Source organism: Pseudomonas sp. KNUC1026, from assembly GCF_021650705.1.
Classification (GTDB): domain Bacteria; phylum Pseudomonadota; class Gammaproteobacteria; order Pseudomonadales; family Pseudomonadaceae; genus Aquipseudomonas.
In genome coordinates this window covers 3271359-3286137 of record NZ_CP087138.1, presented here as the reverse complement: position 1 = coordinate 3286137, position 14779 = coordinate 3271359, and the positions used below count along the sequence as shown (strand labels likewise).

Genomic DNA, 14779 nt, shown 5'->3' with positions numbered 1-14779 from the left:
GGCAAAAGCTCCCAAGGGCTTCACAGTGAGTCGAGAAAGGCCAGCAGCGCGGCGCGCTGGCGGGCATCGAAAGTCAGTACTTGCTGGCGTGCCGGCTCGGCTTCGCCGCCATGCCAGAGCACGGCTTCAAGCGGGTCGCGGGCACGCCCGTCGTGCAGCAGTTGAGAGTGGCCGCTGACCGCGCGCGTCAGGCCCAGCCCCCACAGCGGCGCGGTGCGCCAATCACGTGGGCCGGCCTGGAGCTCGCCGCGGCCATCGGCCAGGCCCTCGCCCATGTCATGCAGCAACAGGTCGGTGTAGGGCCAGAGGGTTTGGCCGGCCAGCGATGGCTCGGCGGCGTCGTTGGCAGTCACCCAGCTGGGCACGTGGCAGCCCTGGCAGCCGGCCTGGTGGAACAGGCGCTTGCCTTCGAGCACTTGCGGGTCGGCAGCGGCGGGGCGGCCCGGCACGCCCAGGTGGCGCGTGTAGAACAGCATCAGCCGGCGGATGTTGTCGCTTACCTCGCCTTCACCTTCCAGGCCATTGCCGTTGGCAGCCTGCAGGCAGGCGGTTTGGGCGGGCGTGCAATTCTGCGCCGGCAGCAGCGAACTGCTCAGGCCCATGTCCGAAAGCGCAGCGTGGGCGTTCTGCTGATCCAGGCTGGGTTGTGCGGCTTTCCAGCCGAAGCGGCCGAGCACTGTTCGGGCCTTGGCGCTATCCCATACGTAATTGGGCCGCCCGCTCAGGCCAAGCGCCGGCTGGCGAGCGGCCTGGGCCAGCAGGCTGGCCTCGGGGATCGCTTCCAACAGGCCCAGGCCGATCATCGGCGGCGCGACGCGTGCCGAAAACTGTGTGGCGGGGTGCAGCGGGCCATAGCCCAAGCGATCGATGATCAGTTCTGGCGTTCGCAAGCGCACTTCGAAACCGTCGGCAAAACGCACGCTGTGCTCGCGGTAGTTGACCCGCACGCGGCCCTCCGGCGGCACGCCCGGAATGGCCTGGTCCTGCAACTGAGTTCCGTAGACAGGCTCTGGCTCAACGCCCTGGGTGCGCAGCGTGCCGCTGCTTCCGGCTCCGGCCGGGATGGACAGGCGCACCAGCATCGACACCGCATTGAGCGCATCTGGCTCCGGCGGATGGCCGCGGCCATTGCGCAGGTGGCAGGCCTGGCAAGCGTTTGCGTTGTACAGAGGCCCCAGGCCATCACGCGCTGTGGTGGTGGACGGCGCGATCACCCAGGGGTTGCGGAAAAGGAACGGCCCACGCTGAAATCGACTCGTTGCTCGGGGCTGAGGTTGGCCGCTGGTAATGAAAAGCCATGGCGGCCACTGCGCGGCACCGTGGCAGCACCGCCCGGGCGTGTTTCACCCGGCTGCACGACGTTCGTCGGCGGGGCCTGGTCGCAGCCGCTTGATAAAGGGCCAGCCACAGGGCTGGCCAGCAAAGGCGCAATCGGAGCATGAAGGTAAAAACGGCCCGCCCCGTAAGAGCGGGCCAGGCCTCAGAACGTATGGTCGGCGGTGTCAGGGTTCAGGTCGCTGATGCCCAGCTTGCCGGCGGCCTGTTCGATGGCACCGGTCTGCTTGACCAGCGCGGCGATGGCATCGCGCACCACCTGGTTGCCTGCGGTGTTGCCAGGTGCGATCAATTGGTCGAAGTGCTCGCCCTGGTTGGCTTTGTCCACCAGCACCTGCATCTTGGCCTCGGTGTCGGCCAGGTCTGCCTTGAGCGCAGCGTCGGTGCCTGCATCGACCTTGGCCACCAGTTGCGACAGGCTCGGGCCGGCCAGCTTGCTGCCGTCCAGGCGAGTGTATTCGCCCAGGTAAACGTTGCGGATGCCCTTGGCGTTCCAGAACTCGGAGTTGTGGGTGTTATCGCTGAAGCAGTCGTGTTCGTCTTCCGGCGAATTGGCTTCCAGCGCCACCTTCATGCGTTCACCGGCCAGCTCGCCCAGCGACAGGCTGCCCATGCCGAAAAGCATCTTGCGCAGGCCCGCATCGGCGGGTTCTGCCAGCAGGGTGGCGCGATAGTTGTCGGTTTTGCCCGGTGCCCACTGCCCGACCATTTCTTCAAGGTCGGTGATCAGCAGCTGGGTCACGGCCTTGAGGTAATCGCGGCGGCGATCGTTGTGCCCGCCAGTGGCACCGGCGCCTTGCAGGTAATCGGAAGCCGGTCGGTTGCCCGCGCCGGGGCCGGTGCCATTGAGGTCCTGGCCCCAGAGCAGGAACTCGATGGCGTGGTAACCGGTGGCGACGTTGGCCTCCGAACCGCCCACTTCATTGAGGCTGGCCAGCAGCTCGGGAGTGATCTGGCTGACGTCGAGTGTGTCCTCGCCGACCTGGACCTTCGTGTTGGCGATGATGTTGGCTTTGCCGGCCGGGTTGCCAAGGGCCTGTTCGTAATGCTCGTCGACGTAGTCGATCAAGCCCTCGTCCAATGGCCAGGCATTCACCTGGCCCTCCCAGTCATCGATGATCGTGTTGCCGAAGCGGAACACTTCGCTCTGCAGGTAAGCCGGGCGGGCGTCGATCCAGGCCTGGCGCGCGGCTTTCAATGTGGCATCGGTGGGGCTGGCGAGGAAGGCGTCGATGGCGGCCTGCAACTTTTGCGCGCCGGTCAGCGAGTCGCTGAATACTGCGTGGACCATTTCGGCGTAATGCGCCACCACCGCCTTGCTGCTCGCCTCGGCAAGCGCTGCCGCAGGAGTGCTGGCGGGCGCTAAAGCGGGAGCTGGCGCTTGCGCCGCGGGTTTGCTGGTGTCCTTGTTGTCGCCGCAGCCGCTGAGTGCGACAGCGATGGCCAGCAAGCTGGCCGCAGCCAGTGGAGTACGAGTCATGGCGAAATCCTGCATCAATGAAGGTAACCGGTGGGGGCGCCCCCGAGCGGCCGACATGATGCGAAGGATTTTCATTTGGCGCTAGATGAAGGAAACCTCAGGTTACAAAACGGTTGATTCATGTAGCCTTTATTCAATGGGTTCGTACGCCAGCCCCACGTAGTTTTCCGCGATGCTGGTGCGCCCGGCCTCCGAGTCGAGGAAATACTCGAGCTCCGCCTGGCTGATACGCTCGCTGAACCCGTCACGCTGCTCGAAGGTGTGCAGCATCGAGGTCATCCACCAGGAAAAGCGCTCTGCCTTCCAGATGCGTTTCAGGCACAGCGGTGAATACCGCTCAAGCAGGTCGGTGCGCTGCTCGCGGTAAACCTTCACCAGGATGCGGTACAGCGTGCTGACATCGCCCGCCGCCAGGTTCAAACCCTTGGCCCCGGTGGGCGGCACGATGTGGGCGGCATCGCCCAACAGGAACAGGCGGCCATGCTGCAAGGGTTCGGCCACGAAGCTGCGCAGTGGGGCAATGCTTTTCTCGATGGAGGGGCCGGTGACAAGGGCCTGGGCAACATCCCCCGGCAGGCGGGCGCGCAGCTCGTTCCAGAAGCGCTCATCGCTCCACTGCTCGACCTTTTCATCGGCGGGCACTTGCACGTAGTAACGCGAACGGGTGTGCGAACGTTGGCTGCACAAAGCAAAACCGCGCGCGTGGCTGGCGTAAATCAGCTCCTCGTTGACCGGCGGCGTGTCGGCCAGCACCCCCAGCCAACCGAACGGCCAGGCGCGCTCGAAGGTGCGCAGGCGGTCGCTGGGGATCGACTGCCGGGCCACGCCATGAAAGCCGTCGCAGCCTGCGATGTAGTCGCAATCCAGGCGCACCTGCTCACCTTGGTATTCGAACGTCACGTAAGGCTTGTCGCTCTCCAGCGCATGCAGGCGAACGTCGCTGGCGTTGTAACAGGTGAGGGCCTGGCTGCGTTCGCGCGCCTGCATCAGGTCGCGGGTGACTTCGGTTTGCCCGTACACCGTAACCGTGCGGCCGGTGAGGCGCTTGAGGTCGATGCGCTCGCGGCGATCACCCAGCGACAGCTCGAAGCCTTCGTGGACCAGGCCCTCTGCCGCCAGGCGCTGGCCGACGCCCGCTTCATGGAGCAACTCGACGGTGCCCTGTTCGAGCACACCGGCGCGGATGCGCCCCAGTACGTGGCTGGCGCTCTGGCGTTCGAGGATGACGTTGGCGATGCCAGCGTTGTGCAGCAGCTGGCCCAGCAGCAGCCCAGCCGGGCCGGCACCGATGATCGCGACGCAGGTTTGCATGGTGGTAGCCTCATGTTGTGGTGGGCGCATGGCCCTATCTTGTGAAGAGGTTTCCTGTATTTTTAGCCTGCAAGCGTGCTGCGGTTAAGGCATTTTCCGTGCTAGTTTCTGGACTTTTCGCAACTCGAGGAGGCGTGTATGCAGCGCTATCGCCCCGCGCAGCCTGGGGTTGCAGTGCCGGTGTTCAAGCTTTACGGCGATGGCCTGGAGTGGCCTGCACCGGATTTTCTGCACTGTGAATCGATCCCCAGCCGCAGCCGATTGCATGGCTGGGAAATCCGCCCGCACCGGCACGCCGACCTCACCCAGGTGCTGTTCCTGCGCCAGGGGTGGGCCGACATCGAGCTGGAAGGGCGCCGGGTACGCATCGAACAGCCGGCTGTTCAGCTGGTACCGCCGCTGTGCGTGCACGGGTTTCGTTTCAGCGACGCGGTCGATGGCCAGGTGCTGACCCTCGCTGCCCCACTGGTGGCTTCCCTGCAGCACGCGCTGGGTGATCAACGTGTGGTGCTGGAACGTGCCGGGTTGTATCCGCTGGGCAGGGAGGGCGGCTGGCTAACAGGGGTGTTCGAGCAACTTGCGGCGGAATACGCCAACCCCTTGCTGGCGGCACGGGAATTGGCCGTGCAATCGCTGCTGGGCCTGCTCGCTGCCTGGCTGGCCAGGCAACGCCAGCAACGCCAGGCCAGCCGCAGGCCGGCGCCAGGGCAGGCGCACCTGGCCGCGTTCACCGCGCTGGTGGAGGCGCACTTTCGTGAGCATTGGAACCTGGAGCGCTATGCCCGGCAACTGGGCATCACCACAGCGCATCTGCGTGATGTGGTGATGCGGCTGAGCGGGCAGGGCGCATTGGCGATGCTCCATGAGCGCCTGGCGCTGGAGGCACGGCGGGAGCTAGTGTATTCGACCTTGAGTGTGAACCAGCTCTCTGACGCCTTGGGTTTTTCTGAGCCGGCGTATTTTTCGCGGTTCTTCAAGCGCATGACCGGGCAAAGCCCTTTGGCGTTTCGCAAAGCAGCGTCAGTGCAAAGCGTGCGATAACCGCACCGATTTCAGGCCGGTGCCTTGCTGGCCCGCCCTGCCGCGCTTAGCGTTTGCCGCATCCAACAACAAGAGCACAACGCCATGTCCCAGACGCTGACTGCTGCCGGCGAGCTTGCCGGTGCGCCCGCGCAGGCTGCCTCGCCTGCCGGCACCCTCGATGTCCAGCAATTCATCAACGCCCAGCCGCTGTCGCGATACCAATGGCGCATCGCGCTGCTGTGCTTTCTTATCGTGTTTCTCGACGGCCTGGACACTGCGGCGATGGGGTTCATCGCGCCTGCGTTGAGCCAGGACTGGGGCATCAACCGCGCCCAGTTGGGCCCGGTGATGAGCGCCGCGCTGATCGGCATGGTATTCGGCGCCCTGGGCTCCGGCCCATTGGCAGACCGCTTCGGGCGCAAGGGTGTGCTGGTGGTTTCGGCCTTCCTGTTCGGCATCTTCAGCCTGGCCTGTGCGTTCAGTGCCAACCTCGAACAACTGGTGCTGCTGCGCTTGCTCACCGGTCTCGGGCTGGGCGCGGCGATGCCCAATGCCACCACGCTGCTGTCCGAATACACCCCGGAGCGGCTCAAGTCGCTGCTGGTGACCAGCATGTTCTGCGGCTTCAACCTGGGCATGGCCGGCGGAGGGTTCATCTCGGCCTGGCTGATCCCGGCCTGGGGCTGGCACAGCCTGCTGCTGGTGGGCGGTGTGCTGCCGCTGCTGCTGGCCTTGGCCCTGGCGTTCTGGCTGCCAGAATCGGCACGCTTTCTGGTGGTGCGCGGGCAACCGGCCGAGCGGGTGCGCAAGGTGCTGCGCCCGATCGGCGAACAGGCCGCGCAGGCACAGGCCTTCAGCGTGCCGGAACAGCAGGGCGTGAAGGCGCGCAACGTGTTCGCGGTGATCTTCAGCGGCGTCTACAGCGCCGGTACTTTGCTGCTGTGGCTCACCTATTTCATGGGGCTGGTGATCGTTTACCTGCTCACCAGTTGGCTACCCACGCTGATGCGTGAAAGTGGCGCGAGCCTGGAACAGGCGGCGTTCATCGGCGCGCTGTTCCAGTTCGGCGGCGTGCTCAGCTCGGTGGCTGTCGGCTGGGCCATGGACCGGTTCAACCCGCACAAGGTCATCGGCGTGTTCTACCTGTTCGCTGGCGTATTCGCCTGGGCCGTGGGCAAAAGCCTGGGCGACACGATGCTGCTGGCGACCCTGGTGCTCGCCGCGGGCATGTGCGTGAACGGCGCGCAATCGGCCATGCCATCGCTGGCCGCGCGCTTCTACCCGACTCACGGACGCGCTACCGGGGTGTCGTGGATGCTCGGTGTGGGCCGCTTCGGCGCCATTCTCGGCGCCTGGATCGGTGCGACCCTGCTGGGGATGGGGTGGCAATTCGAGCAGGTGTTGACCGCGCTGCTGGTGCCGGCGGTGCTGGCGTGTGGCGGGGTGTTGATCAAGGGGTGGATCAGCCACGCGGATGCGACCTGACAAAACCTTTTGTGCTCAAAGGCTTCCCCTCGCCGCAAGAGCCATAGGGGGAAATTGTGCGGTGTCTCCTACAGGCGTCAGTGTAATCAAACCTGCTTCGCGGCGTTGCTTTCAGAGCCCCTGGTACAGCTGTTGGGTAAAGTAGTCGCCGCTTTTTTCCACTTCTGCTTCAGCCCACTCTCTGGAGAAAGAGCCATTTCGCTTGGAGTCTTCGATGAGTGCGCTCTCGAAGTCCAGGCTTTCAGAGATCAGGGCCGCGGAGGGCGACTTTTCGGACCCGGCTGCCAGGCTGGAAATCTGGCTTTTTCTGAAAAGAGATTTCATGGTTTGGCCTCCATCAGCGAAGTGATATGACGTTCGATGTAAAGCGACAATATTTTAGCCATGGTGAGGGTGAACAGCTTGTCCCTCTCCCAGGAAAACTGCGCTGTCTCGTTGCTTGTGAATACAAGCACACCCAACGGCCGCTCGCCATCCATAAGTTTGTACGCATCCTTGATCGGAACGGAAATGAATGACCTATATTTCCTGTCATCCGAGCCTGCTAAAGCTGCGTTGGAAATTTCGGAGCTGCGGGTTATATCCATGCAGATTTTTGCTTCGCCCTGAATGAAAGCGAGCCCCACGTGCCCAAAGCCAGGCTTCCAACGCCGGTTCGACACTTTCAAGCGATTATCATGAGAGCGCCAGTTGATGACCAGTTCTCCACTTTCATCATCGAACAGGTAGAGCGCAAAGTTGTACAAGGCATCAGGGCTGTAGCCAAACAGCTGGGTTCGGTGGTCGACCAAATGCGAGAGAATTCGATCAAGCCCTGACTCCCATCGTTTTATGCGTTCAGGCAAGGTCAACTCAGCGGAGCGCAGTTTTATCTCGTCACAAACGGCATCCAGCTCAAGCGTCATCAGATAGATAACGGCTTGTTGAGTCCTTGACACCTCATAAAGCATTTTGGCTCTAGGAATGACTTCAGCCTTGAAGATTTTGTTTTCGTTATGAATTTCATCGAACGCCAGCGAGGTGGATTTGCGATTGCTGGCGACAAAAATGATGGATGCAAAGGAGATGTGTATGGACAGTGCCATGAAGAAAAAGCTGATCTCCACACCCGAAAAATCTTCTCTTGCATAGAGCTTGCTAGCTAACACCCCTATTACCAAAGGGGCCAGCAAGGTCATCCAGGCATTGGCCGAGAAGACCGCAGTATTGAATACAGTGGTTTCAGCTTTCTTGTTCTGTTGATTGAGTTCAGCCAGGTTCATAGCGCCTGCCCATTGGGCCATTTCAGGAGGGGTGTACCCGCCTGTGCGAAGGCTTGGATGGCGGGTTGAAGCGGCCAGGAGTGTTGCTCAATTGCTGACCCGGTGCTCAGGTAATTGGTCACCTTTTATGTCCCCGGCCTTACCACTACCTGGGACGCCTGAGGCGCAACCCAAATCAGCCGGCGGCCTCACCCACCACACTCTCACGAGCCTGCCTCAGAAACGCCGTTACATCCTTGGCCGGCATCGGCTTGCTGTACAGCCAGCCCTGCCCCTCATGGCACCCTTCAGCCAGGATGTACGCTTCCTGCTCTCGCGTTTCGACCCCTTCGGCGATCACCTGCATGCCCAGGCTTTTGCCCAACTGGATGATGGCTCGCACGATGGTGGCGTCGTCGTCGTCGTCGAGCACGTCCTTGACGAAGCTCTTGTCGATTTTCATCTTGTCCAGCGGCAGTGACTTGAGATAGCTGAGCGATGAATAACCGGTACCGAAGTCGTCGATGGCGATCAGCGCGCCGGCGCGGCGCAGGCTCAGCAGGTGCTGGGCAGCGCTGGTGATGTCTTCCATCAGGCCGGTTTCGGTCACTTCCAGTTCCAGCGTGCGCGGTGGCAGGCGGTAGATCTGCATGAGGTTGCTGACCACCCGCGGCAGCTCGGCGTGGTGCAGTTGCACGGTGGAGAGGTTCACGGCCATGCGCAGGCCGGTGAAGCCCTGATCGTGCCAGTCGCGCAGCTGGCGGCAGGACTGGTCGAGCACCCATTCGCCGATGGCGATGATGCTGCCGTTCTGCTCGGCCAACGGGATGAACTGGTCGGGCGGAATGTTCCCCCGCTCCGGGTGGGCCCAGCGCAGCAACGCCTCGACGCCCACCACGCTGTTGTCGCGGTAGCTGATCTGCGGCTGGTAGACCAGGCTCAGCTGGTCGCGGGCCAGGGCTTCGCGCAGGTCCTTCTCAAGCTCGCGGCGGCGGCGCATTTCGCTGTCGACGCTGGCGATGTAGAACTGATAGCGGTTACGCGAGCGGGCCTTGGCCAGGGTCATGGTCTGCTCGGCCTTTTGCAGCAGCTTCTCGGTGCTGTCACCGTCTTCGGGAAACAATGTGATGCCGATGGTTGCGCGCAGGTGAATCTGTTCCTGATCCAGTGCGAAGGGTGCCTCCAGGTCGTCGAGCACCGCTTGCGCGAGCTCGGCGGCCTCGTCAGGGCTGCTCGATATCGGCCTGCACCAGCGCGAACTGATCGCCACCCAGCCGTGCCAACGCACCCAGCCGACCGCTGTGCGCCCGCAGCCGGTCGGCCAGGGCCAGCAGCAACTGGTCGCCGCTCTGGTAGCTGAACTGCTCGTTCACGCCCTTGAAGTCATCCAGCCCCAGGCACAGCACTGCCACCCGGCGTTGTCGGCGGCCAGCGTCGGTGAGGATCTTGTCGAGTTGGTCCTGCAACTGCTGGCGGTTGGGCAGGCCGGTGAGAAAATCGTATTGAGCCATGCGCAGCAGGCTGTTTTCGGCCTCATGCCGCAGGCTGGTGTTGCGCTCGATGGAGGCCAGCAACTGGTTGGCAGTGTTGATCCACAGCCCCAGCTCGTTGCGTTCGTGGCCCTTGAGCAGGGGCAACTGGTACTGAGCGGGGCGGTCGGGGTTGATCTGGGTGAGGCTGTCGAGCATGCGCGACAGCGGCTTGGTAAGCAGGTAGTGATACACCAGGTAGAGCACCAGGCCCATCGCAAGGGCCCGCAACACACCGGAGACGAAGATGATCACCGAACTTGCGATGAAGCTCTCGCCGTAATTGGCGGTGTCCAGGGTGATGGCGAGGTCGCCGTAGTATTCGTTGTACGGCTCGCGGCCCACCAGGCGAATGCTGGCGGTCTTTTCCCGGCCCAGGATCGAGTCGGTCAGCCAGCGCCAGGAGTTACTGGCAAGGGGGCGGGACTTTTCCGCCAGCATTGGCTCCCCGGGCACGCCAATACTGGCCTGGCGAACTGCCTGATCCTGGAACAGCCCTTCGAGCACCTGCATGCCCATTTCCTTGTCCAGGCTGTAGACCGCCTGGGTCGAGGGGTCGCGGAACATGCCCAGGATCTGCTGCGCATCAGTGTTCAGCGCATGGTGAGCCTTGCTGGCATCGAACAGGATCTGCGCACAACTGAGCACCACCCCCACGGCGAGGGCAGCCAGCAACACGACCCTGAGCAGCTTCACTGACAAGCTGTGCTTGAGTTCCAGCTTCAATGTAGAGGATTCCTTCTCGCTGGCGCCTGGGAGCGCACACGCTGGTTGGCATCAAATCGCCATGAAACTTCGCAAAGCCAGGGATAGTCAAGGGGCGCGCCCGAACGCAGGCGGTTATGGGCACATTGATGCAGACGTTCGTCGTTTCATGTGTCGGCCGATCATGCCTGAAACTTGAGCGGGCAGGCTAGAAGCGCCTGAAAAAGAAACGCCCCGCGAAAGCGGGGCGCTGGCAAGGCTTGAAAAATCAGGCCTTGAAGGTGTTGCCTTCGAACTGCTGGGCAACGAATTCCCAGTTCACCAGGTTCCAGAACGCCTCGACGTATTTGGGGCGAACGTTGCGGTAATCGATGTAGTAGGCGTGTTCCCAGACGTCGCAGGTCAGCAGCGGGGTTTCGCCGCTGGTCAGCGGGCAACCGGCACCGATGGTGCTGGCCAGTGCCAGGGAGCCGTCGGCTTTCTTGACCAGCCAGCCCCAGCCGGAGCCGAAGGTGCCGACGGAGGTCTTGGTGAACTCTTCCTTGAACTTGGCGAACGAGCCGAAGGCTGCGTTGATCGCATCGGCCAGTGCGCCGGTAGGCTCGCCGCCACCGTTAGGCGACAGGCAGTTCCAGTAGAAGCTGTGGTTCCACACCTGGGCGGCATTGTTGAAGATGCCACCGGAAGAGGACTTGATGATCTCTTCCAGGTTCTTGCCTTCGAATTCGGTGCCGGGGACCAGGCCGTTGAGGTTCACGACATAGGTGTTGTGGTGCTTGTCGTGGTGGAATTCCAGGGTTTCCTTGGAGATGTGCGGCGCCAGGGCGTCGTGTGCATAAGGCAGCGGCGGCAATTCAAAAGCCATGTCGGTTCTCCTGATCAGGTCATAAACTCGGGGCCGTTCACGGGCGGCCAGGGGCGCCAGGGAGTTTGTACTCTCTTTGGCGAGCTCCGGGATCATAGCACCGGGTGTAGGGTATAACCACGCAACAACTGTGTGGGATAGAGGTTCCAGAGCGATCGCAGGTTCAGCTCATCATCAGCTGTATGGCCACCGCGAACATCATCACCGCCACCATCAGGTCCAGCGCCCGCCAGGTCGCGGGCCTTGCCAGCCAAGGTGCCAGCCACGCAGCCCCCAGTGCCAGGGCGAAGAACCACAACGCCGACGCGCTGGCGGCGCCCGCCACATACGCCCCGGTTCAGCCTGCTGGGCCCCGAGTGAACCCACCAGCAGCACCGTGTCCAGGTACACATGCGGGTTCAGCAGGGTCACCGCCAGCGCGCTGAGCAATACCGCCCGGCGTGAGCGCTTGCCGGCGTCCTCGGTGGTGCTCAGCGCCTCTTTGGCCAGCGCACGGCGCAATGCCTTGGCGCCGTACCAAAGCAGGAACACGACGCCGCCCCAGCGAGTGAGCAGCAGCAAGGTTTCGTTGTGCGCCAGCACGCTGGCCAGGCCGAACACGCCTGCGCTCATCAGCGCCGCATCGCACAGCACGCACAGCAGGGCTACCGGCAGGTGATGCTCGCGGCGCAGGCTTTGCGCCAGTACGAAGGCGTTCTGAGTGCCGATGGCAATGATCAGGCTGGCCGAAACCAGTAACCCGTTGAGATAGCTCTGCCACATGGCTGCGTGCATCCAGATCCGTAAAAGAGGCAGAAAGTGTGACGAAAAAAGAAAAATCAGAAAAACGAATATAAGATATACATCATTAGCAATTCTTATATCGCCTACTTCCTGAGCCCGGAGCCAGACATTGTTCGATTACAAATTGCTGGCCGCATTGGCTGGCGTAGTGGAGCAGGGTGGTTTCGAGCGCGCCGCACTGGCTTTGGGCCTGTCGCAGTCGGCCGTGTCGCAGCGCATCAAGTTGCTGGCAAGCACGCGTCGGCCAGCCGGTGCTGGTGCGGGCCAGCCCTCCCACGCCCACCGACGTAGGCCGCCGTTTGCTCAACCATGTGCAGCAGGTGCGCTTGCTTGAACGCGACCTGCGCGGCGAGGTACCGACCCTGGATGACGACACCCGCCCCGAACGCCTGCGTATCGCACTCAATGCCGATAGCCTTGCCACCTGGTGGGCAGCGGCGGTGGGCGACTTCTGCCGTGCCGAGGGCTTGCTGCTGGAGTTGCTGGTGGAAGATCAGGATGTGGGCCTTAAACGCATGCGCGCCGGTGAGGTGGCAGCCTGCGTCTGCGCGGCCGAGCGCCCGGTCGCAGGCGCGCGCAGTCAGCCGCTGGGGGCGATGCGCTACCTGCCGTTGGCAACGCCGGCATTCATCGAGCAGTACCTGCCGGGTGGCTTCAGTGCCCAGGCCTTGGCGCGCGCGCCGGCATTGATCTTCGGCCGGACGACTTTCTCCAGCACCGCTACATGGCTTCGCTGGGCGTTGAAACGGTGCAGGTCTATCATCTGTGCCCTTCCAGTGAAGGGTTCCTGCGCATGGCCGAGGCGGGCGCCGGCTGGGGGCTGATTCCTCAGGCCCAGGCGGCGCGGCAACTGGCCGAAGGCACGCTGGTGGAGCTGCTGCCGGATTTCACAGTGACGTGCCGCTGTACTGGCATCATTGGCGCAATGGCGGGCAACTGCTGCGATCAGCTGACCCGCCATCTGTTGCATCAGGCACGGCGTGCCTTGATCCCGCCGCAGGGCGTCAGCGCAACCGGGCAATCGAACAAGGGAGTTTCATGAATATCTCTGGTCACAGGTGCCAGCGGTTTCATCGGCGCGCGCTTTGCGCATATGGCGATGGGCCGAGGTTGCCAGGTGCGTATCGCCAGCCGCAGCGCTCGCGCGGCTCGAAGGCCTGGTGCGTGCGGGCGCGCAGTGCCTGGAAGGTGAGCTGGCTGATGCCGATTTCGCCCGGCGGCTGTGCGCCGGGGTCGAGGCCGTGGTGCATTGCGCTGGCCCCGCCGACGCCTGGTTACGGGCGCAAGCGCTCGAGCAGGGGCGCCAGGGCGTGACGGGAACACCTGGTGGAGGCCTGCCTTAAAGAGCACGTGCCGCGTTTCGTACACCTGTCTTGCGCTCAGCTCTATTACAGCGGCGCTGCCCGCGAAGCCGTGCGCGAGGAGCAGATCCCGCCTCAGCACCGCCGCGCCTACGCGCGGGCTTTGTTCCTGGCCGAGCAGCGGGTTTTCGGCGCTGAGGAATTCGGGATGCAGGTGGTTGCACTGCGCCCAACGCGCGTGGTCGGTGCCGGTGATCGGCAATGGTTGCCGCGCCTGGTGCGCTTGCATGAGCAGCAGCGTCTGAGCGTGCTGGGCGACGGTTTGAACCGGTCGATTTCACCAGTGTGCACAACCTTTGCGAAGCGCTTTGGCTCGCCCTGCAAGCCAACGATGAGGCGTTGGGGCGTGCGTACAACATCAGCAATGGTGTGCCTGTGCCCTTGTGGGACGCGGTTGCGTATGTGGCGCGGCAACTGGGCCTGCCGCGCGTGCCGCCCGGGCGCAGCATTGCCTTGGCGCGGTTGCGCGCCGGGCTTGCCGAGGGTGCATGCCGGGCCTGGCCGGGCCGGCCGCGGCCACGGTTCGCACCTCGAGGACGTGAAGCGGCTGACTGAAGATTTCACCCTCGACACCCATCGCGCGCGGCATTATCTGGGCTATGCCCCGGCCACGGGCCTGTGGCCTGCGCTCGATGAGTTCGCACTCTGGTGGCGAAGCCAGGACGCCAGCGGGCGTTATCGCTGAGCGGCGAGTGCGTTCCGGGTTAGAATCGCCCTCATTTATCTGAATTGTTCAAAGGCTTGCCATGCGAAAAGACGCCGTTGATGACTTCGACGAAAACCTGCCGAGCCTGCGCGCCGATGCTCGCGACCATGACTTCGCGAGTGAGCCGGAGCCTGGCACCGAGCCTCGCAAGGCAGCCCGCCGCGCGCCAGCGCGCGAGCAGGAGGCGGTGTATTCCCCGCCGGTGGTAAAGGTCAAGGCGCCTGGCAGCGGCGCGCTCTGGGCGCTGGTGCTGGCATTGGTGATCGCGCTGGGGGTGCTGGGCTGGTGGAGCTTTCAGCAGATCTCCCTGATGGAGCAACAGCTGGTGGCCACCCAGGAGAGTTTGCCAAGGTCAGTGAAGAGGCCGCCGGCCGCCTGCGCGACATCAGCGGCAAGATGGCCGCCGGCGAAACCAGCGCCACCACCGACACCGAGTCGTTCAAGCAGGCGCTCAAGCAGTTGCAAGGCCAATTCGACGACCAGAGCCGCACCGCTCAGGGCGTGGCCGGCCAACAGGGCGACCTGGGCAAGCGCCTGGACCAACTCACGGCGCAATTGAACAGCCAGCAGGCCAGCCATGACCAGGCACTCAAGGCGATGGCCGCCGACCTCGCCAGCCTCAAGGCTGCCCAGGCCGCGCAGGGCAGCAACGACACCCGCCTCAAAGGGCTGGAAGGCGATGTTGCCGCGCTGAAGAAACAGGGTGATACCGGTAACCGCATCGGCCAGGTGGAACAGGACCTGATCGTGCTGCGCAGCGAACTGGAAAACCGTCCGGCCGCCAGCGCCAGTAACGGGCCCAGCAATCAGGAGTTCGACTCTTTCCGCGGCCAGGCCACGCGCAACTTCAATACCTTGCAAAGCCAGATCCAGAACCTGCAGCAGCAGATCGACGCGCGGCGTTGATGCGGTCGAACGAAACGGGCCACGGTGGTTAGCCGTGGCCCTGAAGTTG

The 14779-nt window shown here is 63.5% G+C and carries 7 protein-coding genes and 6 pseudogenes; 5 read left to right on the top strand and 8 right to left on the bottom strand.

The window, feature by feature from the left end; translation table 11 throughout:
* Nucleotides 1-20: 20 nt before the first annotated feature.
* The 3 genes and pseudogenes from LN139_RS15250 to pobA all read right to left on the bottom strand — a co-directional run bounded on the left by LN139_RS15250 (nucleotide 21) and on the right by pobA (nucleotide 4126).
* Nucleotides 21-1432: pseudogene (locus LN139_RS15250) on the bottom strand (di-heme oxidoreductase family protein).
* Nucleotides 1433-1480: 48 nt separating this feature from the next.
* The gene (locus LN139_RS15245) at nucleotides 1481-2815 is read right to left on the bottom strand and encodes an imelysin family protein (RefSeq protein ID WP_236354872.1); all 1335 of its coding nucleotides are present in this window, start codon (nucleotides 2813-2815) and stop codon (nucleotides 1481-1483) included.
* A 129-nt stretch (nucleotides 2816-2944) separates the two neighbouring features.
* Entirely contained in the window at nucleotides 2945-4126 is a 1182-nt protein-coding gene (pobA, locus tag LN139_RS15240; protein ID WP_236354865.1) for a 4-hydroxybenzoate 3-monooxygenase, read from the bottom strand.
* A 138-nt stretch (nucleotides 4127-4264) separates the two neighbouring features.
* Between pobA and LN139_RS15235 the strand changes: the two genes are divergently transcribed.
* Entirely contained in the window at nucleotides 4265-5167 is a 903-nt protein-coding gene (locus LN139_RS15235; protein ID WP_236354862.1) for a helix-turn-helix domain-containing protein, read from the top strand.
* Nucleotides 5168-5251: 84 nt separating this feature from the next.
* The gene (locus LN139_RS15230) at nucleotides 5252-6634 is read left to right on the top strand and encodes an MFS transporter (protein WP_236354860.1); all 1383 of its coding nucleotides are present in this window, start codon (nucleotides 5252-5254) and stop codon (nucleotides 6632-6634) included.
* Between the two features lie 111 nt (nucleotides 6635-6745).
* Here the strand turns inward: LN139_RS15230 and LN139_RS15225 are convergent, their stop codons facing one another.
* The 5 genes and pseudogenes from LN139_RS15225 to LN139_RS15205 all read right to left on the bottom strand — a co-directional run bounded on the left by LN139_RS15225 (nucleotide 6746) and on the right by LN139_RS15205 (nucleotide 11736).
* Nucleotides 6746-6958 (bottom strand): hypothetical protein, encoded by a 213-nt coding sequence (locus LN139_RS15225; RefSeq protein ID WP_236354858.1) that lies wholly within the window; start codon nucleotides 6956-6958, stop codon nucleotides 6746-6748.
* Complete coding sequence (locus tag LN139_RS15220) at nucleotides 6955-7896, bottom strand: GAF domain-containing protein (protein ID WP_236354854.1); 942 nt, start codon at nucleotides 7894-7896, stop codon at nucleotides 6955-6957. The genes LN139_RS15225 and LN139_RS15220 overlap by 4 nt, the downstream gene beginning before the upstream one ends.
* Nucleotides 7897-8071: 175 nt before the next feature.
* Nucleotides 8072-10130, bottom strand: a pseudogene (locus LN139_RS15215) (putative bifunctional diguanylate cyclase/phosphodiesterase).
* A 247-nt stretch (nucleotides 10131-10377) separates the two neighbouring features.
* The gene (locus LN139_RS15210; RefSeq protein WP_236354852.1) at nucleotides 10378-10974 is read right to left on the bottom strand and encodes a superoxide dismutase; all 597 of its coding nucleotides are present in this window, start codon (nucleotides 10972-10974) and stop codon (nucleotides 10378-10380) included.
* 163 nt (nucleotides 10975-11137) lie between these two features.
* Nucleotides 11138-11736 (bottom strand): annotated as a pseudogene (locus tag LN139_RS15205) (LysE/ArgO family amino acid transporter).
* Between the two features lie 130 nt (nucleotides 11737-11866).
* Here LN139_RS15205 and LN139_RS15200 point away from each other — a divergent pair.
* The 3 pseudogenes from LN139_RS15200 (at nucleotide 11867) to LN139_RS15190 (ending at nucleotide 14730) form a co-directional block, all read left to right on the top strand.
* Nucleotides 11867-12799 (top strand): annotated as a pseudogene (locus LN139_RS15200) (LysR family transcriptional regulator ArgP).
* Nucleotides 12800-12850: 51 nt separating this feature from the next.
* Nucleotides 12851-13803: pseudogene (locus LN139_RS15195) on the top strand (NAD-dependent epimerase/dehydratase family protein).
* 61 nt (nucleotides 13804-13864) lie between these two features.
* A pseudogene (locus LN139_RS15190) lies at nucleotides 13865-14730 on the top strand (ATPase).
* Nucleotides 14731-14779: the final 49 nt, after the last annotated feature.

Coding starts and splice junctions, on each gene's coding strand:
- LN139_RS15235 (WP_236354862.1), top strand. CDS start 4,265: ATGCAGCGCTATCGCCCCGCGCAGCCTGGGGTTGCAGTGCCGGTGTTC.
- LN139_RS15220 (WP_236354854.1), bottom strand. CDS start 7,896: ATGAACCTGGCTGAACTCAATCAACAGAACAAGAAAGCTGAAACCACT.
- pobA (WP_236354865.1), bottom strand. CDS start 4,126: ATGCAAACCTGCGTCGCGATCATCGGTGCCGGCCCGGCTGGGCTGCTG.
- LN139_RS15210 (WP_236354852.1), bottom strand. CDS start 10,974: ATGGCTTTTGAATTGCCGCCGCTGCCTTATGCACACGACGCCCTGGCG.
- LN139_RS15225 (WP_236354858.1), bottom strand. CDS start 6,958: ATGAAATCTCTTTTCAGAAAAAGCCAGATTTCCAGCCTGGCAGCCGGG.
- LN139_RS15230 (WP_236354860.1), top strand. CDS start 5,252: ATGTCCCAGACGCTGACTGCTGCCGGCGAGCTTGCCGGTGCGCCCGCG.
- LN139_RS15245 (WP_236354872.1), bottom strand. CDS start 2,815: ATGACTCGTACTCCACTGGCTGCGGCCAGCTTGCTGGCCATCGCTGTC.